Annotated in this window: 15 protein-coding genes; 13 read left to right on the top strand and 2 right to left on the bottom strand. The window is 37.0% G+C overall.

Annotation, left to right across the window (positions count from 1 at the left end):
- Position 1: 1 nt before the first annotated feature.
- From J7604_RS15475 to J7604_RS15440, 8 genes are all read left to right on the top strand, one after another.
- A complete protein-coding gene (locus J7604_RS15475) occupies positions 2 to 1456 on the top strand; it encodes a lytic transglycosylase domain-containing protein (RefSeq protein WP_293897273.1) in 1455 nt (484 codons plus the stop codon).
- 351 nt (positions 1457 to 1807) lie between these two features.
- Entirely contained in the window at positions 1808 to 4087 is a 2280-nt protein-coding gene (locus J7604_RS15470; RefSeq protein ID WP_293897272.1) for an NADP-dependent malic enzyme, read from the top strand.
- Positions 4084 to 4680 (top strand): Holliday junction branch migration protein RuvA, encoded by a 597-nt coding sequence (ruvA, locus tag J7604_RS15465; RefSeq protein WP_293897271.1) that lies wholly within the window; start codon positions 4084 to 4086, stop codon positions 4678 to 4680. The genes J7604_RS15470 and ruvA overlap by 4 nt, the downstream gene beginning before the upstream one ends.
- 11 nt (positions 4681 to 4691) lie before the next feature.
- The gene (gene sprA, locus J7604_RS15460; protein WP_293897269.1) at positions 4692 to 11819 is read left to right on the top strand and encodes a cell surface protein SprA; all 7128 of its coding nucleotides are present in this window, start codon (positions 4692 to 4694) and stop codon (positions 11817 to 11819) included.
- Between the two features lie 57 nt (positions 11820 to 11876).
- A complete protein-coding gene (gcvH, locus tag J7604_RS15455; RefSeq protein ID WP_028981187.1) occupies positions 11877 to 12257 on the top strand; it encodes a glycine cleavage system protein GcvH in 381 nt (126 codons plus the stop codon).
- Positions 12258 to 12263: 6 nt separating this feature from the next.
- Complete coding sequence (locus J7604_RS15450; protein WP_293897266.1) at positions 12264 to 12647, top strand: VanZ family protein; 384 nt, start codon at positions 12264 to 12266, stop codon at positions 12645 to 12647.
- Between the two features lie 61 nt (positions 12648 to 12708).
- Positions 12709 to 13974 carry a M20/M25/M40 family metallo-hydrolase gene (locus J7604_RS15445; RefSeq protein WP_293897264.1) on the top strand — a complete coding sequence of 422 codons (1266 nt, stop codon included), beginning with the start codon at positions 12709 to 12711 and terminating at the stop codon, positions 13972 to 13974.
- Complete coding sequence (locus J7604_RS15440) at positions 13975 to 14343, top strand: hypothetical protein (protein ID WP_293897262.1); 369 nt, start codon at positions 13975 to 13977, stop codon at positions 14341 to 14343. It abuts the gene before it with no gap.
- A gap of 7 nt (positions 14344 to 14350) precedes the next feature.
- Here the strand turns inward: J7604_RS15440 and J7604_RS15435 are convergent, their stop codons facing one another.
- Positions 14351 to 15229 (bottom strand): YicC/YloC family endoribonuclease, encoded by an 879-nt coding sequence (locus J7604_RS15435; protein ID WP_293897260.1) that lies wholly within the window; start codon positions 15227 to 15229, stop codon positions 14351 to 14353.
- Between the two features lie 325 nt (positions 15230 to 15554).
- Positions 15555 to 16550 carry an aspartate-semialdehyde dehydrogenase gene (locus J7604_RS15430; protein WP_293897258.1) on the bottom strand — a complete coding sequence of 332 codons (996 nt, stop codon included), beginning with the start codon at positions 16548 to 16550 and terminating at the stop codon, positions 15555 to 15557.
- 69 nt (positions 16551 to 16619) lie between these two features.
- Between J7604_RS15430 and J7604_RS15425 the strand changes: the two genes are divergently transcribed.
- The 5 genes from J7604_RS15425 (at position 16620) to J7604_RS15405 (ending at position 22410) form a co-directional block, all read left to right on the top strand.
- A complete protein-coding gene (locus tag J7604_RS15425) occupies positions 16620 to 19160 on the top strand; it encodes a lamin tail domain-containing protein (protein WP_293897256.1) in 2541 nt (846 codons plus the stop codon).
- A gap of 31 nt (positions 19161 to 19191) precedes the next feature.
- On the top strand, positions 19192 to 19353 hold the full coding sequence (locus tag J7604_RS15420) for a hypothetical protein (RefSeq protein ID WP_293897254.1): 162 nt from the start codon (positions 19192 to 19194) through the stop codon (positions 19351 to 19353).
- Between the two features lie 205 nt (positions 19354 to 19558).
- Positions 19559 to 19942, top strand: a complete 384-nt coding sequence (locus J7604_RS15415) for a TraR/DksA C4-type zinc finger protein (protein WP_028981181.1) — start codon at positions 19559 to 19561, stop codon at positions 19940 to 19942.
- Position 19943: 1 nt separating this feature from the next.
- On the top strand, positions 19944 to 20693 hold the full coding sequence (gene scpB / locus J7604_RS15410) for an SMC-Scp complex subunit ScpB (protein WP_367113573.1): 750 nt from the start codon (positions 19944 to 19946) through the stop codon (positions 20691 to 20693).
- 100 nt (positions 20694 to 20793) lie between these two features.
- Positions 20794 to 22410 (top strand): pseudouridine synthase, encoded by a 1617-nt coding sequence (locus J7604_RS15405; protein ID WP_293897248.1) that lies wholly within the window; start codon positions 20794 to 20796, stop codon positions 22408 to 22410.
- Positions 22411 to 22413 lie beyond the last annotated feature (3 nt).

Genomic DNA, 22413 nt, shown 5'->3' with positions numbered 1-22413 from the left:
TATGGAAAAATTATTCAACAAGTCTGGAAAGTTAAAGGGGTTAATCCTTGTTGTTTGCACGTTACTGTCAACTGTTTCTTATGGACAGTTTTCAGCTGAACAAGATACAACTACCAATGTTGCACCTCAACCTGAGGAAACAACAGTGGCAGTTGCCGACAGTATTCCTGAAGTTCCGGATGAGTTGATTGCAGACAGATTAAAATGTCTTGAAAAAAATGTAAAACTAACCTTTAATAAAAAAATTAGAGGTTTCATTGATTATTTCACTGTTCGTAACAGACACTATTCTGTCGTAATGGAACGCAGAAAACGTCTATATTTCGAAATTTTTGAAGAAGCTCTAAAAAGACACAATATGCCTCAGGAACTAAAATACCTGGCGATTGTAGAATCTGGGCTTAATCCTAAAGCAATATCAAGAGCAGGAGCAGCAGGTCTATGGCAGTTTATGCCAAGCACTGGTAAAATCTATAAACTGAAACAGGATCAGTATGTAGATGAAAGACTTGATCCCTACAAATCAACAGAAGCTGCCTGCAAATATCTTAAAGACCTTTACAATATTTTTGATGACTGGGAATTAGCCCTTGCGTCTTATAACTGTGGCCCTGGTAATGTCAGAAAAGCTATAAGAAAATCAGGATATAAGGATACTTTCTGGGAAATTTATAACTTCCTCCCTCAGGAAACCAGAGGGTATGTTCCTCAGTTCGTAGCCCTAACCTACACAATGAATCACATGCAGGATCATAATATCTTCGCAGACTCTCTGGAATATCCGATTCGCTTCGATACAGTACACATTAATCAATATGTAAATCTTGATATGTTCTGTGAGCAGCTGAATATCTGCAAAGACGAGTTCATTAAAATGAATCCTGCTATAAAAAGAAATTATATTCCAGATAATTATCCTTTTCATGTCAGAATACCTTCAGATAAATCTGAATATTTTGCGATGAATAAACTGACAATTCTGGATGAAAGCTCAAAAAGAGCTGGCGATGAAATTGATGATGATTTAGCACAACAACCTGTGCAGCTTGCGAGCACAAAGCCCGCAGAAAATAAATCTCATGGATCTGCGACACCACAAAAGAAAAAGGTTTATTATACAGTAAAGAAAGGTGATGTACTTTCTAAAATTGCGGATAAATATGAAGTAAGTCTTTCTGACCTCAAAAAATGGAATAAGCTGAAAGGCTCAAGCATTAAGTCCGGACAAAAGCTTACTATCTATAAAGGTGGGTTGGTAATGGAAAAGCCAACATTGGCAAAGCATACTGAAAGTAAAAAGAAATATGTTCCTCAAAAGAAGATATATTATGTACAGCCGGGTGACACTCTTTGGACTATTTCTAAATCCAACAACATACCTGTTGAAAAACTAAAAAAATTGAATAATCTTAAGTCTAACGAAATCAAAGTCGGACAAAAATTAATAATGAGCTAACGAGCTCAGACACAAATTGTCGAATGCTAAGTTTTAATAGAATACAATTAAAACTTAGCATTTTTTTATTTCTATCAATCCAATATTATTATTCCTTTAAACTTTGATTTTTAAGCCTATTCCTGAGAAACTCGACAGATAAAACTTACAATTTTTTAAGATTTATTAGTTATTTTTACTCTTTATAAAACAAATTTTTAAAAGGGGATTACTAATTAAGAAATTCAGAAGATTCAGATTGTCGCGAGTAGATTCAAAAATTCTTTTGCATACAGTTCAAAGCACTTCCTATATTTTTTTAATGAATTAATTCTTCTCTAAAAAAATTAACCCGAATTATTTACTAAGATTATGGCTATTCATATAAGAAGAGAAGATGCTCTTAACTATCACAGTCAAGGGCAGCCTGGAAAGATTGAAGTAGTACCTACCAAAATGCTCTCTTCTCAACTCGACCTTGCACTGGCCTACTCCCCTGGTGTGGCCGAGCCTTGTAAAGAAATTCATCAGAACAAAGAAGAGGTTTACAAATACACTGCAAAAGGAAATCTTGTAGGGGTAATTTCCAATGGTACCGCGGTACTTGGACTAGGCAATATCGGACCAGACGCATCAAAGCCAGTAATGGAAGGCAAAGGCGTTTTGTTTAAAAAATTCGCCGGCATTGACGTATTCGATATAGAAATAGACAGTACAGACCCAGATGAATTTGTAAGAATAGTAAAATCTCTTGAGCCTACATTTGGAGGTATCAATCTGGAAGATATCAAAGCTCCAGAATGTTTTGTGATAGAGAAAAAGCTTCGTGAACAAATGAATATACCTATCATGCATGACGATCAGCATGGTACGGCAATTATTTCTGGAGCTGCATTGCTTAATGCTCTTGAGCTTGTTCATAAAAAAATAGAATCTGTACGCTTTACCATTAGTGGCGCTGGCGCTGCAGCCATTGCATGCACAAAAATCTATCTGGACCTCGGGGCAAAGTTGGAAAACATTACCATGCTTGATGTCAACGGTGTTCTAAGAAAAGACCGAACCGACCTGAATCCAGTAACAACACAGTTTGCTACAGACAGAAATGTATACACGCTTGACCAGGCAATAGAAGGAGCTGATATTTTTATTGGTCTTTCAGCTGGTAATATTCTCACCAAAGAGATGGTGAAAAAAATGGCTAAGCAGCCTATTATCTTCGCATTAGCCAATCCAGTACCTGAAATAGACTATGCTTCTGCGCTTGAGGCAAGACCTGATGCCATTATAGCCACAGGTAGATCCGATTTTCCTAATCAGGTAAATAATGTTCTTGGGTTTCCCTATATTTTCAGAGGAGCCATGGACGTTAGAGCAACAGACATCAATGAAGCCATGAAGTTGGCAGCTGTCAAAGCTATTGCAGATCTAGCCAAAGAACCTGTTCCGGAAATTGTGAACAAAGCCTATGGCGATGAAAAGATTTCTTTTGGCAAAACTTATCTTATACCTAAGCCGCTCGATCCAAGACTTATCACTACTATATCCCCCGCTGTGGCCAAAGCCGCTATGGAATCCGGAGTAGCACAGAGTCAGATCACTGATTGGGATTTATATCACGATCAGCTACTACAGAAAATAGGTAAGGATGAAAAACTAATGAACCGTATCTTCAGCAGAGCCAGACAAAACCCTAAAAGGATTGTACTTGCAGAAGGCGAACATTTCAAAATACTTAAAGCTGCACAAACTATAGTTGATGAAGGTATCGGAATACCTGTATTACTGGGCAATAAGGAGAAGATCAAGAAGATGAGTCATGAATATATGATTGATCTAACTGGGTGTGAAATTATTAGTCCGATTGAAGAAAGAGAGAAGCGCTATAGCTTTGGAGAAAAATTCTATAAAAAGCGTCAAAGAAAGGGGATCACTCCGGAAGAAGCCAAAAAGATGATGCGGGATAGAAATTATTTCGGAGCTATGTTGGTGGACGAGGGTGAGGCAGATTGTTTCATCACAGGATTAACCAAAGATTATGCTACTTCTATTAAACCTGCTCTGCAAGTGATTGGCGTAGCTCCAGGTACCAAAAAAGTAGCTGGGATGTATATCATTCTTAATAAAAAAGGACCATACTTTTTTGCTGATACTACAGTTAATGAAAATCCGAATGCAGAAGAATTAGCTGAATTGATAGGATTAACAGCCAATGCTGTCCGTTTTTTTGATTTCACGCCACGTATTGCTGTGCTATCTTATTCGAATTTTGGATCTTCAAAAGGAATAGTACCAGAAAAATCTGCGACCGCAACAAGAATTGCAAAAGAAAAGTTCCCGGAGCTCGTTATAGAGGGAGACATTCAGGCAAATATCGCATTGAACACGAAACTTCAACAGGAAAATTATCCGTTTAGTGCTCTTGCTCAGGAAGGTGCAAATACTTTTATATTCCCCGACCTGGCTGCTGGAAATATTTGCTATAAACTTCTCCAGGAAATTGGAGAAGCTGAGACTATCGGGCCAATATTAATGGGAATGAGAAAACCTGTTCACATACTTCAGCTTGGCAGCTCTATCAGAGAAATAGTAAATATGGCAGCTATAGCTGTGGTAGATACTCAGAACCATACAATTAATCAGCAAATATGATCGCATATATAGAGGGAAAATTAGCGTTCAAAGACCCATTCTTTGTAATAATTGAAACTAACGGTATTGGTTACCAGATCAGAATTTCTCTGCAAACTTATTCTTTAATTAAAGATGAAGAAAAGGTTAAACTTCATACTTATTTACATATTAAAGAAGATGCTCATACACTTTTTGGTTTTTTTCACATTGCAGAGAAAAAGATTTTTCTTGACCTGATATCTATTTCTGGTGTAGGACCTGGAACTGCCATGATGATTATCTCTTCATTAAATGCAGAAGAATTAAGCAGAGCCATAGTGCAGGAAGATGTTCGGACAATACAGTCAATAAAAGGAATAGGTCTTAAAACTGCCCAGCGAATAGTACTGGAATTAAAAGATAAAATCAAAAAAGAACCAGTTGGAAACGATGCTTTATTGAACTTAACAAAATCTTCACACAATTTAATCCGAGGTGAAGCGTTATCCGCACTCATTACATTAGGCATCGCTAAAAATGTTGCTGAAAAGAGTATTGATAGCATTATAAAAAAAGAGGGAGATAATATCTCTTTGGAAAATTTAATTAAACAAGCGCTTAAAACAGCATAATTTTTTTTCAAGTGCTGAATCTGAATAAATATATACTCGTAGCAACACTTAGTTGTGTAACTTTTTATACCTGGGTTTCCTTCGGAAAGCCCAGCAATAGCACTTATACACTAAGAAGATCTGAACCTCCAGGTGACTCAACCGAAGAGAATAAAGACAGAAAAAAAAGACCTAACTATAATCCGAGTGACAGAGAGGGTGACCCATTTTCTAACAGGTCCTCCAAATCTCCTTTCCTGCTGAAAAACCCCACCAATGTGCAAACAGAAGTGGAGCTTGATTCCAGCATGAATAATTATAATATCTATGAAAAGGTAGGTGACTTTGATTATAGGCCTCCTTCTTCTATGACTTTTGACGAATACTCAAAGTATCGTCAGAAAGAAATGATGAAGTCTTACTGGAAATCCAAGTCTCAAGGGCTTGACGGCGAAACTCCTGTTTCTTCCAGAGGAAACCTTATTCCCAAAATATATGTGCGCGGACTTGAAGGACCTTTTGGAAGCAATTTCGTGGATATAAGACCTAATGGTCTGGTAATGCTGGATTTCGGCGGGAAATGGCAACGCGTTAATAACCCCAACATTCCTGTAAGACAACAGAGAACAGGTGGTTTTGACTTTGACCAGCAAATCAGTATGAACGTGGTCGGTAAGATCGGAGAAAAACTTAAGCTTACTGCCAACTGGGATACTAAGGCTACATTTGACTTTCAGAACAACCTTAAACTTGAATACACGGGATTTGAAGAAGATATCATACAAAAGATAGAAGCAGGTACTGTAAGCTTTCCATTAAATAGTACCCTTCTGCAGGGGCCTCAGAATCTTTTTGGTATTAAAACAAAATTACAGTTCGGACGACTATCTGTTACCTCAGTATTCTCAAGCCAACGAGGCAAAAGTGAAGAAATTAAATTACAAGGAGGCTCCCAGGCCCGTGAAATAAATATTAAAGCTGACAACTATGAAGACAGACGACACTTCTTCCTGGGACAGTTCTTCAGAAATAACTATGAAAGCTCTCTTGCCAGCTTGCCCGTACTAAACTCAGGGGTGAAAATTACCAGGGTTGACGTTTACGTAACTAACAGAGCCAATACCACCCAAAACCTGAGAAGTATTGTTGGTTATCTTGATCTCGGAGAATCAAACCCATACAACAAAAACCTGCAGGGGAACACTAATAAGGCTGCATCCAATGGGAGTAATAATTTATATGATAAGGTAAGAACTTACAGAACTTCTGATAATTTAGAATTTAATCTGAACAGTCAGGGCCTTACCAAAGGAACCGATTATGAAGTCATTAAAAGTGCTCGAAAATTATTACCAACAGACTTTAAATTTCAGCCAGACCTAGGATATATTACACTGAATACACAGATACAAGAAGATGCTGGTATTGCGGTTGCATTTGAATATACTTACCAAGGAAAGACTTATAAAGTCGGTGAAATGAATGAAGACATCACCAATATAACAGGTGACTCTTTAATTATCCTGAAATTAATCAAACCTTCTGCAACTAAAACTCGACTTCCTACATGGGATCTGATGATGAAAAACATTTATCAGATAGGAGGAACTCAGCTCACAAGAGATAACTTCCAGCTTAGGGTTATTTATAAAAATGACTATAGTGGTCTTGATTTACCTGTGCTCCAGGAAGGTACAATTGCTTCTGGAAAAACCATCCTTAAAATGACCGGACTAGACAGGTTAAACATGAACAATGACCCTATCGCAGACGGTAACTTTGACTATGTGGAAGATGTAACCATAGATTCAAAATACGGAAGGATTATTTTCCCTGTACTTGAGCCTTTTGGAAATAATATGAACAGGTTCTTTGATCCAGCAACTGAACAAAATCTGATCAATAAATACGTCTTTACTGAGCTTTATGATTCTACCCAAAGAGATGCGATGCTTGTTGCCTCTAAGAATAAATACTATCTGAAAGGCCGCTATCAATCTACAGCAACAAGCTCAGTGCAGTTGCCTGGCATAAACGTAAACCAAGGATCAGTGATTGTTACCGCTGGAAGCGTCCCACTTGTTCCGGAAGTAGATTATACCGTTGATCAATCAGGCAAGGTAACAATTCTTAATGAGGGTATTCTTGCCTCTAACAAAGAGATTAAAATAAGATACGAAAAACAGGACATCTTTAACTTTCGAAGAAAATCGTTCTTCGGAACCCGCTTTGACTATAAAATTAACGACGATATACTTTTAGGAGCTACAGTCCTTCACCAGAACGAAACTCCAAATATTACCAGGGTTAGTATAGGTGATGAGCCTAGCAGGAACACCATGCTTGGTTTCGATGCTAACTTTAAGAAAGATTCCAGAATCCTTACTAAAGCGGTTGACCTTTTACCAGGAATTCAGACGAAAGCTCCTTCTTCGATCACTGCTGCCGGTGAAGTTGCTCAACTTATTCCAGGCCATTCAAAGGCCGTTTCCAAAAATGGCGGTACTGCTTTTATTGATGATTTTGAAGGAGCAAAAACTTCAATAGACATGACCACTTCATGGTCAAGATGGAAACTCGGAGGTACTCCAAAACGCTTTCCTCAAAGCAACAGCACAACTACCGAATATACTTATAGCAGAGCGAAACTTGCATGGTATAATATCGACAACGTATTTTACCGTAACAGTGGAACAGGCGTACCTAAAGGCCTTGAGGAACATATCCAAAACCACTTTATCAGAATTGTAAGACCACAGGAGATTTTTCCAAATCAGGATAGACAGGTTTATACTCTTAACCAGGTTACCTTTGACCTTGCATATTTTCCAAGAGAAAGAGGACCTTACAATTTTAACCCGAAACTGAATGTTGACGGAGAATTTGATAATCCTTCAAGGAACTGGGGAGCAATAACAAGAGACATCCGTAATGAAATTGACTTTGACAACGCAAACATCCAATACATAGAATTCTGGATGATGGATCCTTTTATGAAAGGAGCAAACCCTAACTCACCTAAGACAAAAGTTCCTGTTTATCTCGATGACAGTAAAAACAAGATGGTGACAAAAGGTGGGCAATTGTTCTTTAACCTGGGTAGCATCACTGAGGATATTATGAAAGATGGGCAGCATGCTTTCGAAAACGGACTTCCTACGACAGATGCTGATACTGCTGATGGAGTTAAGAAAAACCAATGGGGAAAAGTAACAACCAGAACATTCCTTACTAACGCATTTGATACTGAGCCCTCTACAAGAAGCCGACAAGATATAGGTCTGGATGGACTTGACAATGCTTCTGAAGAAAGTTATTTCAATGACTTCCTTACAAAAGTCACTACCATACCTGGCATCACTCAGGATGCAAAAAATAAAATTCTTGCTGACCCATCAGGTGACAATTTCAGACACTACCTGGGTAAAGAGAATGATGCAGAAGCCCTAAGCGTTCTGCAACGTTATAAAAACTATAATGGTATGGAGAACAACTCTCCTATTGCAGCGGGTGACAATAATTTCACCCAATCCAACTCTACTCTTCCTGATAATGAAGATTTAAATGCAGACAACACCATCAACGACCTTGATGAATATTATGAATATAAAATCAACGTTAATGAAAATGATTTTGTAATAGGCAAAAACCACGTAGTAGATAAAGTAACAGGAGATAGCGGTGTTACCTGGTATCAGTTCAGAATTCCTATTAGAGAGCCTGATTCAATCGTCGGAAATATTAATGGTTTTAAAACCATTAAATTCATGAGAATGTATGTTACCGGATTCGAAGATCCTGTGGTAATGAGATTTGTAAAACTTCAACTAGTAGCAAGTCAGTGGAGAGCATTCAATGAACCTCTTTTTGAAAATACAGGAGAGTTTCTTGAACCTTCAGTAACTCCTGTTAATATTTCCACAGTAAGTATTGAAGAAAACGGTAAGGTTGAAGGAAATAAAATTCCTTATGTCTTACCTCCTGGGTTCTCAAGAGATCAGGATGCTACAGCTCAGAACAACAGAAGGTTGAATGAACAATCTCTGAGAATTTGTGCAGAAGATATTCCTGATAAAAAAGCAGGTGCGGCATATAAGATCATTAACCTAGATCTTTTGAATTACAAAAACCTAAGAATGTTTGTTCACGCAGAAAGTGAGGACATCAATACAAAAGATAAAGATCTTGAAGCTTTTATTCGTATAGGAACAGACTTTAAAGAAAACTACTATGAAGTTTCCATACCTCTTTACTTAACGCCACAAGGCAGTAGAGATGTCAATCAGATATGGAGACCAGAAAACGAACTCGACTTACGTATCGCAGACCTTATAGATGTTAAAGTTTTGGGAGATAAATCAGGAAGGATTCTGAGCAGCCCATTCTCTCAAATTGTCAATGGAAGAAAGATTACTGTTGTTGGAAGACCGGATATCAGCTCCGTCCAAACTATCATGATCGGTATGCGAAATCCTTATACTAGTGACGGACGACCGAAATCTGCCTGTATCTGGGTCGATGAGTTAAGGGCAACGAATTTTCAGGAAAGTCCCGGTTGGGCCGCTACAGCAAGAGCAAATGTTAAACTTGCCGATCTTGCCACAGTTTCGGGATCGTTAAGATATACATCAGCAGGATTTGGAACCCTTGAACAAAAGGTTTCTCAAAGAGAACGTAACAATACATTGCAATGGGGTATCCAGAGTAATATCAGCCTTGACAAGTTTTTACCTCAAAAACTCGGCATTCGTCTTCCTTTGTTTCTAGGTTATGACAGAGAGGTTATCTCCCCTAAATACGATCCGCTTGATCCGGACGTACTTATGAAGACCTCTCTAACCCGCTTTGCTACAAACTCTGAACGAGATGCATATAAAAATCTAATACTTACCCAGACAACAAGAAGGGCTATTAACTTAACCAACATACAAAAAGTAAAGACCAAAAAAGATGCCAAAAGCCATCTCTGGGATGTCGAAAATCTTGCTCTTACATTAGGCTATAGTGATATCAAGAGAACGAGCTCTACAGTGCAAGACTCTACCATAAAAATGTATAAGGTAGGGCTTGGATATAACTTCACCAGCCAGGCAAAACCTTTTGAGCCTTTTAAAAATGTAAAGGCTTTTGATAAAAAATATCTGAAACTTATCAAGGATATAAATTTCAATTTTATACCATCTACTATCTCTTTCAGAGGAGATCTTGACAGAAGGACGAAGACTACGGTGTTCTATGAAGCAAGTCCAATTTATGGAATCCTATCAGCTCCATACTATGAAAAGATGTTCAACTTCAACCGAGTGTACGGTCTTGTATGGAATTTTACAAAAAGCTTATCTGTAGACTATTCAGCTAATGCATATGCTATAATTGATGAAACAGCGAATTACGCTCCTGATTCTAGAGAAAACAGAGATACGATCTGGAGGAATCTGAAAAATTTCGGTCGTATGAAAGATTATAATCAATCTATCGGAGCAAATTATAAAGTACCATTTGATAAACTTCCTATTACAGACTGGATTGGCACAGACCTGCGCTATACGGCTGGCTATACATGGAACTCAGGAGCCTTATATCAAAGAGATACGCTTGGAAACTCTATAAGAAATGAGCGTACTATAGGAGTGAACGGAAAAATAAATCTTGAGAAAATATATAACAGAGTTAAATTCCTGAGAGAGTTAAACAGCCCACCACCCAAAAAGCTGCCTAAACCAGAACTCAAAAAAGATACAACCCAAACACTCCCCAAACCGGAGATGAAGGGGCTCAAGGCTGTGACTAAAGCAATCATTAGCATTAAGACTATTAATTTTACCTACAATCTAACACAGGGAATATTGATGCCGGGCTACATGCCAATTGCAAAATATTTCGGTATGGGGGACGGTGTTAATGCTGGTACAATGCTTCCTTTTATCCTGGGAGATCAGGATCTCCAAAAGTTTAAGAGGGAGTTTTCAGAGAAAGGATACATTACCAAAAACGCTGCTTTTAGAAATGTTACAACCCCCCTCACGCAGGTAAAAACTGAGACTATCAATTTAAGAACTGCATTGGAGCCTGTAAAAGATCTGAGGATTCAGATTGAGGCATCAAGGACCAAAGCCAGCGATTATAAGGAATTCTTTAGAGTGGATTCTCTTCCTAATAGTACCAATTTCGTTTCCGATAACCCTTACAGAAACGGTCGTTATGAAGTAACTTTCATAAGCATTGCGACTGCCTTTCAAGGAAGAGGAAGTGGAGGGAAATATTCTTCAAAAACCTTTGATCAGTTTGTTGAAAACAGAAGAGTTATTTTTGCCAGACATCAATATTCCGATCCAAAGGATACAGCTTACAGCTTAAACTCTCAGGAGGTGCTCATTCCGGCATTTATAGCTGCTTATTCTGGCAAAGATGCATCTAAAGTAAGCTTGTCATCATTCCCCAAAATTCCGCTACCAAACTGGAGAGTGGACTTCTCTGGATTAACAAGAATTGACGCAATTAAAAAGTTGTTCCCGAGTATAATTATTTCACATGGATATACAAGCAAATACAGCGTGTCAAGTTTTACCTCTTCGCTCGCTTATGGTTCTAAAGAAATAAACCCGAATTCAGACATTGAAAATGCACCACCTTCTTCTGTAATAGATGGCAAACTTGTGCCAGTTTATGTAGTAGATCAAGTGGTTATTCAGGAAACATTTGCTCCTTTGGTTGGTATTAACGTTCGGACCAAGGGGAAGATGACCTATAAGGTAGAATACAGAAAAGATAGAAGACTTGCACTGAGTATGTCAAATGCTCAGATACAGGAAAACAATAAAAATGATCTTGTACTGGGAATCGGAGTGGCTAAAACAGGATTTAAGTTTCCTTTCAGATGGCAGGGTAGGGAAATTCCTCCTTTGAAGAATGAGCTGAATGTAAAAATAGATGTCACGGTCAGTGATATGAAAACCGTTCAGAGAAAAATCGGAGATCCAGCTGTTGTAACAAACGGTAACCTTAATTTCCAGTTAAGACCTACTATCAGTTATGTGGTAAATACAAGAGTTAACCTACTTTTCTACTTTGAGAGGACGATCAATACCCCAAGAATTTCAAGTTCATACAGAAGAGCGACGACATCTTTTGGCATTCAATTAAGGTTCACCCTGTCATAATGTTCTTCAATTTAAAAAAAAGTGTATTTTTGGACAGAAATTAAAAATTTAGACAAAATGAATTTTCCGGAAGAATTAAAGTATACACAAGAACACGAGTGGATCAAAATAGAAGGCAATACTGCTATAGTTGGTATCACAGACTTTGCTCAGAATGAATTGGGAGATATCGTATATTTCGATATTGATTCTGTAGGAGAAACAGTAAATGCAGGTGAAGTTTTCGGAACAGTGGAAGCTGTAAAAACCGTCTCAGATCTTTTCATGCCAGTTACATCTGAAATTGTTGAGTTTAACAAAAATCTTGAGTCCAGCCCTGAGCTTGTAAATAGCGACCCTTACGGAAAAGGATGGGTTATTAAAATCAACATTAAAAACCCAGATCAACTAAGCGGATTATTGGATGCCGCAGCATACAAAAAGTTGATTGGAGTTTAATAGAGTATGAATAAAAAGTTTACAATTGTCTTTACCTGGACATGGGTGCTTATAATTTTAGTACTCTACCTCATGTCAGGTAAAGCAATTCCTCAGTTTTCGTTTTCCAGCCTCTTCCAAATTGACAAGCTGGTTCATTTTACCTTATTTTTTGTTTTGAGCTGGCTGTTAGTGAAAAGCTTTAACATACAGACCTCCTATCCAGCCTTAAAAATTAATACAATAAGAAAGGCATTCTTAATTAGTTTCCTTTATGGTTTTACTCTCGAATGCCTTCAATATTTTGTGCCTGATAGAAATTTTGATCTTCTTGATATTGTAGCGAACACAGCAGGTACTTTTTTTCCTCTTATTTTTATTAAGAAAAAAGCTTCTACTGAAAAAGTTTAGGTGAAATAACATTTTATCTTCACCCTTCATTTATTATATTCCAACAAATAATAAGTTGTATATGACAAAGAATTTGGCATTCTTTCTAGCTATTGCTGTTCTTACTGCAAATAAGTGTTTTTCTCAGGATATCCCCAGAGTCAGATTTTATCTTGATACATTATGCAGTCCATCAATGCATGGCCGGGGAGCAAATTTCGATGGCGCCAGAACAGCAGCCAATTTTATCAAAACAGAATTTCAGAAATCCGGCCTAAAGGCAATTCGAGAGAATTATTTTCAAAATTTCCAATATGATGTCAATTGCTTTGAAGGACGAATTTCACTGCAGGCAGATAAGAAAAAACTTGTTACTGGTATAGATTACATAGCCAATTGCATTTCAAGAGGTGGACATGGAAATGTGAAGGCTTTATATCTTGACACTATGGTCTTTTACAATGATAAAGTGCTAAATTCCTTTTTATCAGAGAAAACCAAAAACAGAGCGGTTATCTACGATGTTAAATTTTACAATAAACTGATAGAAAAATCTGAAATTCTGGACAAAATTCATGAAGGAAAATGTATTATAGAACTTCATGATAAAAAACTTACAGCTTCATTATCCCAAACACAATTCACTAATCCTTTTTTTCAGGTAGCTAAAAATTCTTTCCCTGATAGTGTAAAAAAAGTCAAATTTCAGCTAGACGCTATTCTGAAGAAAAATTATAGTTCACAAAACGTAATCGGATTTGTAGAAGGTACAAGTAAATCCGATTCTGTTATTATTATTTCTGCTCATTACGATCATTTAGGTACAATGGGTAAAAAAGTTTACTTCCCCGGAGCGAATGACAATGCAAGTGGAGTCTCAATGCTACTGGAATTGGTAAAATACTATTCTCAAAAAGAGAATACTCCCAAATTTACAATAGTATTTATGGCTTTTGGTGCAGAGGAAATTGGTCTGATCGGGTCAAGATTTTTCACCGAAAACCCTTTGTTTCCATTGAATAAGATAAAATTTATGATCAATTTAGACTTGCTTGGAACTGGGGATGACGGCATGACAGTGGTAAACGCCACACTTCACCCGGAAGAATACAATAAATTACTGGAAATAAACGAAACCTTGAAGCTACTTCCTGCGATAAAAAGAAGAGGTCCGGCAGCAAACTCCGATCATTTCTATTTCTCAGAAAAAGGAGTACCAGCTTTCTTCTTTTATACCCTTGGTGGCATAAGTGCGTACCATGATGTAATGGACAGACCGGAAACTTTACCTCTTACAAGATTTAAAGAGGTCTTCAGTCTAATTACAAACTTTGTAAAGAAAATTTAAATGACAGCAATAGAATTAAGGATGAACGCACTTCTGCTTAAAGTTCTGGGTCCTACTTTCGTTTTAATTGGTCTGGCAGTTCAATATTATCCATTAAATGCAGACCTATTGAGCAAATCTCTAGTGTCAAATATGTTTTATATTGATGCGGGCTTGATCGCTTGTATTGTACTTTTTACTAATAATATAAAACTGATGAGGGTGTTTAATTACCTTTTTGGCCTTGCCCTCATCTGTCTTGTTGCAGCTACATGGTTTACTCTGTTTCCCGCCGATTATTTCAAATACACTATGGGGAACAAGCTGTTAAACACCAATATAGGAATGATTCTAATTTTTACCTCTGTATTCTGGGACGGTAAAAAGTAAATCGACATTAAAGGATATTGAGGGATTGTTCTTTAATCTTCTCAAGTTCTTCTTTCATTTCCACCACTAACTTCTGAATATTTGCATCATTTGCTTTGGAGCCAATAGTGTTTATTTCTCTACCTATTTCCTGACTTATAAAGCCAAGTTTCTTCCCGCTTTTATCCACTTTCATATTTTCCAGGAAAAAGTCTAAGTGATTATTCAGCCTGACTTTCTCTTCAGTGATGTCAAGTTTCTCAATGTAGTAAATAAGCTCTTGTTCAAATCTGCTTTTGTCCATTTGCTCATTACCAAACTCCACAAAATGTGCTTTAATCCTTTCGCGTATCATTTGAATCCTTTGAGGATCAAATTCCGATACCCGCTCCAACAAATCTTTAATTCGCAAGATATAGCTCTTCAATTTTTCACCTAATGCCGCCCCTTCCGCAAGACGGAATTTATCGCATTGATCAATGGCTTTGCCTATTACGGATGCTATTATTTCCCATTCCTTGGAATTATCTTCATTATCCAGATCCTGATTTACCGCTTTAGGCATTGTTAAAGCAATTTTGAAAAGATCACTTTCTTTTGTACCCACAAAAGCTGCAGTCTCTACAAGATCTTCATAATATTTTTTAACAAGCTCTTTATTTATGGAAACTCTAGGTTTGGCGTCAACTTTTGTCTGCACATCCATAGAAATGCTGATTTTTCCCCTTTCAAGTGTATTGCTCACCATATTTCGGATTTCCATTTCTTTATCCTGATATTCTTTTGGAAGTCTAAGTCCCAAATCCAAAAACTTTGAATTTAAAGATTTAATTTCCACTTTAATTTCAAGATTTTCAGCATCCGACTTTACCATCCCAAAGCCGGTCATTGACCTAAGTGTCATCATTCTATAAGTATTTTAATAAAGAAAACCCTGAAACAATCTGTAAATTCCATCAGGCAATTTTTTTAATTACGAAAGGTAAAAGTAATTTTTTTCTTCATAAATTCTTTACTAAAAGGGCACTAAATGTCTTAAATTTAGTTCCCTACACCTTTCACCTTAATAAATCATGAAGTTTGATAATTAGAATTTCCGAGATCTAACATTGCTATTACCAATAAGACCAAATGTTTAGACATGACGCTAGACTTTCTATTTAAAAAATAAAGGGGACCGACATATTTAAGTCAGCCCCCTTTTATTTTTAATGGTGGTCCTAATTATTGCATTAAGCAACTACAACTTTATTTTTAAGCAAGTACTCTGCAATTTGAATAGCATTCGTTGCTGCACCCTTTCTAAGGTTGTCGGCTACGATCCACATATTAAGAGTTTTAGGCTGAGTCTCATCTCTTCTAAGTCTTCCCACAAATACTTCATCACGATTATGAGCATTCATTGGCATTGGATATTTCAGATTTTTAACATCATCTTCCAAAATAACGCCCTCTGCACTTCCAAGAATTTTCTTAACCTCTTCCATATCAAATTCATTTTCAAATTCAATATTCACAGACTCTGAGTGTCCTCCCATTACAGGAATTCTAACTGTAGTCGCAGTTACTTTTATCGAATCGTCTCCCATGATCTTCTTAGTCTCATTGATCATTTTCATCTCCTCTTTTGTATAACCGTTGTCTGTAAACACATCAATATGAGGTATTACGTTAAGGTCAATAGGATACGCATAAGCCATTGGACCATCAACGCCTTTTCTTTCATTCATTAATTGGTCAACTGCTTTTTTACCCGTTCCTGTTACAGACTGGTATGTAGAAACTACAATTCTCTTGATTTTATATTTTTTGTGCAAAGGATTCAATGCAACTACCATCTGAATAGTTGAGCAGTTTGGATTTGCAATGATTTTATCATCCTTTGTTAGTGTATTTGCGTTGATTTCCGGAACTACAAGTTTCTTTGTAGGGTCCATTCTCCAGGCAGAAGAGTTATCAATTACAGTGATACCAGCTTCGGCAAATTTAGGAGCAAGCTCCAGAGAAGTACTTCCACCTGCGGAAAATATAGCAAAGTGAGGTTTCTTACTGATTGCAGTGGCTGCATCAACCACCTTATATGGTTTACCCTTGAAAATGATTTCTTTTCCAACAGATTTTTCAGAAGCAACAGGTAATAGTTCTGTTACAGGAAGATTTCTCTCCTCCAGCACTTTTAAAATTTGTCCACCAACCAAGCCGGTAGCGCCTACTACTGCAATTTTCATTTTTGTATTGTTTTTATTGAATTTTTATTCGGGGGACAAAATTAATCAATTTATTATTATTTTTACCATGTGAAAACCAGCTATTTCTTACTTTTTTTATTTTCTTATATTCAGAGTTTTGCGCAGTTTAATGACTCTTTCTCTGATAATAATTTCCACTCAACGCCCAAATGGTCTGGGGATACTGCTTTATTTTTCATAAATGCAGACCTTCAGCTTCAAAGCTCTGGCAAACCTCAAAACGAGGAAATCTATCTTTCGACTGCAAATAATCTGACGACCAATGTTGAATGGCAGTTTTTGATAAAAATGCCGTTTAATCCCAGTAGCAGTAATTTTACCAAGATTTATTTGACAAGTTCCTCCCCTGATCTGATAAAACCGTTACATGGATATTTTCTGAAAATCGGTGGATCAAGTGGAAACTCTGACGCAATCGATTTATACAGACAGGATGGATCGGTTTCAGTAAAGCTTAGTGGCGGCATTCCTGGACGAGCTGGCAAAAACAACAATACATTACGAATTAAAGTCACCAGAGATCTAAGCTATAATTGGAAAGTTTCATCTGACACGCTTGGTGGATACGATTTTTCACCAGAACTCTATTACGTAGATTCAACCTACAAAACTGGGGCTTATTTTGGAATAGTTTGTGTTCACAGCTCAACCAGAAATAAAGATTTTTATCTCGATGACTTTTCAATTCAGAATGCACCACTTTCAATAATTGATATAAAAGCTTCTAGTGCTATCAACATTGTTATTCAATTCAACAAAAGGATTTCCCCTGAACTTAAAGCTCATAACATAACAATTAACGATTCTTACATTAAGGATTTTTCTTATGTCAACGATTCCATTTTGATTCTGACTTCGGAAGGCCCGTTGAGGAAAGGAAAGAATAAACTTATTATGGATGGAATCCAGGATTTTTACTTGAAAGAAACCCTGAATGAATCAATTGAATTTAATTACCGGCCAGCAATAGAGCCAGGATCAGTTTTAATTACGGAAATTTATTCCGACCCCACTCCTAGCCATGGTCTTCCGGAAGAAGAATATATTGAATTGTACAACACTTCTGAAGATACCATCAATCTTGCCAATTGGCGTTTTTCTGATCCTACTGTTTCAGCAGTATTGCCATCTTTTGAAATATCTCCTAAATCATATCTCATTATATGTCCTTCAGCATCAATTAATGAATTCAAGTCTTTTGGCAAAGTTCTTGGTATAGCGCCCTGGCCCTCATTGAACAATTCGTCCGACTCTCTCATTCTTAAAGATCCATCAGGTAAAATTATTCATTCTGTCAATTATTCTTCGAACTGGTTTACAAACAGATTAAATGCCGACGGCGGGATTGCTTTAGAATTGATAGATCTTTCAAACCCATGTGGAGAGAGTGATAATTGGGACGGAGCTATTGCTTTAATAGGTGGTACACCAGGCGCTGAAAATTCAGTAAATTCAATTAAACCAGATTTGCAAGCACCCCAAATCAAAGAATTACGGCTACTGGATACACTAAATATACTAATAGAATTAGATGAAAAGTTAGATATATCTGCAGAGATCAGAGAGGAAAACATAACTATTTTACCAAAAACTGAGATTGAAAATGTAGTGTACAAAGGGAATAAAAATATTCTGATTTCTTTCACAAATGCTATTAAGAGAAGCACCTTATATAAAATTTCAATAAGTGGTGTAAAAGATTGTAATGGCAACTTCATTCAGCAAAATCAAAAATCGTTCGCATTACCTGAAATTCCTGGGATAGGAGAACTTTTGATCAATGAAATCCTTTTCAACCCACATCCCGGAGGAGTTGATTTCGTTGAGCTTTATAACAATTCATCCCATTTCATTGATCTTAAGAACTGGAGAATATCCAATACAGAAAGTACGAGCTCCACTACTTATTCAATTTCAACAAGCCCACTAGTTCTGGAACCAAAGCAGTATCTGGTATTGACTTCCGATCCTCAGACTTTGATAAATCAATATCCAAAGGGAGAATTTAAAAATTTCATAAAAATGAGTTCAATGCCTGCTCTGAATGATGACTCTGGGAATATCAGTTTGTTTAATCCTTCCAGTGATGTATTTGATAGTTTTAGTTATACCGAAAAACTGCATCATCAGATTATAAAAGACCCTGAAGGCATAAGCCTGGAAAGGATTTCGTTTACCAATCCGGCTTCAGATGTTTCCAACTGGCATTCAGCTGCATCAAACATTGGCGCAACGCCAGGATATGGCAATAGCCAGCATTTTGAATTAGAAACTATTGAAAATTCTTTTTCAGTGCTACCATTGAAGTTTTCTCCTAATGGAGACGGTAAAAATGACTTTGCTTTATTAACATACCAACTTGATAATCCAGGTGAAATCGCGACCATTACAGTCTTCGATGGACAAGGAAGAGCTGTAAAAAAGATTGCTTCCAATCAATTATTAGGGAACGAAGGTTTTTTTCAATGGGATGGCATTGCTGATGATGATCGAAAAGCAGATATTGGAATTTACATGATCATGTTTGAAATTTTTCGTCTGAACGGAGAAAAACAAAAGTTTAAGAAGGCGGTTATATTATCATATTGAAGTTCAGAGTATTAATGCTAAATATCGCCCTATGAGATGCTTGGTAAATGACATAATTTCTTCCTGTATGGAAAAAAATAAAGAAGTGGATGTAATAGATCGCTACTTGCGCATGAAACATCACATAGAAATGGACAGACAGTCAATTATTTCACGCATAAAAGCAGTAAAACACAATTACAACTTCAAATAAATTGCCTGTATTAGGAGAATCCTTTTAAAAAAGGATCATTTTTTTAACTGCTTGAAGGCAAAAGTTTTAACAATTAATTGTTGGATCTTTCCCAGTGGAACCATTTTTTATACTAAATTTGCACCAAAAATCAGGGATTTCCGTTACTCAACAAAAAAGAGGTCAACTTTTCATCCCGTTTTTTAATTTAAAATAAATCCGCGTTATGGCAGAAGAAAAACTCAGATACTCCGACGAAGAATTAAAGGAGTTTGAGCAGCTTATAGCTGACAAGCTGGATAGAGCCAGAAAAGAATTAAATTACATTAAGGAAACTCTGAGCAGAAGAAATGATTCCGGAACCGACAATACGGCAGGTACTTTAAAACTGCTAGAAGATGGCGCTGATACAGCCGAAAAAGAAAGCTTTACACAGCTCGCTGCTAGGCAACAAAAATTTATTCAGCAGCTTGAAAATGCCATGGCCAGAATTAAAAACGGGACTTATGGTATTTGTGTTGATTCAGGAAAACTTATTCCCAAAGAACGTCTTCGTGCAGTTCCTCACACACAGCATTCGATAGAGGCAAAACTTAACAGAAAAGACTAATTTGGATTTCCTTCAGCATCACATTGAGAGTTTAATCTTTTGCTCTCCGGATCCTATAAAACCGGAAGATATAAGAACCTGCCTTTCTGAAATGTTTGAGGCAGAGGTTCCGATTGAAGATATTCAGGCTTCATTGGAGAAGCTTCTCCAAAAGTATGAAGATGATAATTACCCGTTTAAAGTTTTTTCTATGGGAGGAGGTTATCAGTTTCTTACCAAGCCTGCCTATCAATCCAGCATTAGTATTTTGCTTAAGCAAAAATCTAAAAAAAGATTATCTACATCTGCCCTTGAAACCTGCGCCATTATAGCTTACAAGCAGCCAATTACGAAACATCAGATAGAGCAGATAAGAGGTGTGAACTGCGACTACGCTATTCAAAAGTTGCTGGAAAAGGAGCTTGTTGAAATTCAAGGCAAATCTGATGGAGTAGGCAGACCAATTCTCTACGGCACTACTGCAAAGTTTATGGAATATTTTGGTATTAACAGTCTTAAAGACCTCCCTATGCCAAAAGATTTCTCCAAAGATGAAAATGAGATCGGGGATGAAGTAGAAAAAGAGCATGAAATAATTGCCGCTGAGTTAGAAGAAATGGAATTTAATACTCAGGACAACACCAATACTGAACCTCAAAATCAGGAAAACGATACCAAGGATACTTTCGGAGACCATTCTTCTCAAAGCAATTCCCAAACAGAAGAAGATTTTTCCTCAGAAAGTCAAAATCCGGTAGAACCAGAGGAATAAAATTCCCCACATTAATTAAAATATTTATTTGTAAAAAAATAATCAGGAAACCATTTCCTGATTATTTTTTTATGAACTTTGATAATAACATAAAAGAATTATGAAAAAGGACCAACCTCAGAGGAAAGGCAGAGGGGCTTCGGAAAGAGACAAGGCTTCTAAATTTTCTTCAAAAAAATCTTCTACCCCAAAGAAAGATGGGGCATCAGGCGAATCTCGCCCTGCCAGAAAATCTTCTTTTGGAGCGAAGAAAACACCGGCAGGCCGTGTACAGGCAGGAAAGCCAAGAAGGAAATTTGATTCTCAGGGAGATTCGGGTAAATCTGAAAGATCTTCCGAATTTAGAGGTAAAAAACCCTCGGATGGCAGAAAACCAAACTCTTTTTCCGGATCAGGAAGAGGAAGAGATTTTAAAGCAGATTCATCATCACGAGATTCTGAAGGCCCAAAAAATAAGTTTGTAAGAAAGAAATTTGGTGAAGATCCTAAAGCAAAAACTCCAGAATATAAAGGGAGGGAAGGGGACCAAAAAAGAGGAAGAAAATCAGATTCAACTTTTGATAGCAAAAAAAGATCGACCTCAGACGAAAAATCATTTCGTGGTAAACCTAGAGGCAAAAGTGAAGATACAAGATCTGGAAGGTCTTTTTCAAAACCTAAACAGGATTGGAAAAAAGGATCTGAAAAACAGGAAGAAAGACCTTTCAAGAAGACAGGATTTAAAAAATTTGACGATTCAGAATCTAAAAGTTCTTTTTCAAAATCAAGTCCTGATAAAAGAAAAAGCTTTGGAGATCGCAATGAGAAACCTTTTAAAAAGGCCGGATTAAAAAACTCTTCAGAAAAACCATCATTCAAAAAGACATTCTCAAAACCTAAAGACGAAGAAGTCGAAGGCTTTGACGAATTCAGTGATTTTGAAAACCTGTCTGAAGAAACTAGCTCAAAAAATTTCAAAAAATCAGAAGGAAAGAAATCTTCTGGTACGAGAAATAAAACATCTTCTGATGAAATAAGACTAAACCGATACATCTCTAATGCAGGTGTATGCTCCAGAAGAGAGGCCGATGTTCTTATTTCCGATGGACTTATCAAAGTCAACGGCAAAGTCGTAACTGAAATGGGCTATAAGGTAAAAAAGGGCGATACTGTAAAGTATGGCAGCAAAATACTTTCACCTGAAAAGCTTGTATATGTGCTCATCAACAAACCTAAAGATTTCATCACTACTACTGATGATGAAAATGAGCGCAAGACAGTGATGGACCTTGTTAAAAACGTTGGCCCTGAAAGAATCTATCCCGTGGGAAGACTTGACAGGAACACTACTGGCTTATTACTTTTCACTAATGATGGAGAACTTGCAGAAAAATTGATGCACCCATCTAACAGAACGAAAAAACTTTATCAGGCAGAGTTGAGCAAACCTATGAGTCATGAAGATTTTGCAAGGTTAAAAAATGGAATTACTCTTGAGGATGGCCCAATCAAACCAGACCAACTTGAGTTTGTGACTCCAGATGGATGGGTCGTAGGAATACAAGTGCATGAAGGCAGAAACAGGCTTGTCAGAAGGATGTTCGAACATTTGGGATATGAAGTAACCCGCCTTGATAGAGTTATGTATGCCGGATTAACTAAAAGAGATTTGCCACGTGGCCACTGGAGACATTTGACCGAGAAAGAAGTAATAAAATTGAAGCATTTAAGTCATTAAAAA

The sequence above is a fragment of the Sporocytophaga sp. genome, from assembly GCF_017745095.1.
Lineage (GTDB): Bacteria > Bacteroidota > Bacteroidia > Cytophagales > Cytophagaceae > Sporocytophaga.
Note: the sequence above shows the minus strand (reverse complement) of the source record. Positions and strands in the feature narration are given on the sequence as shown.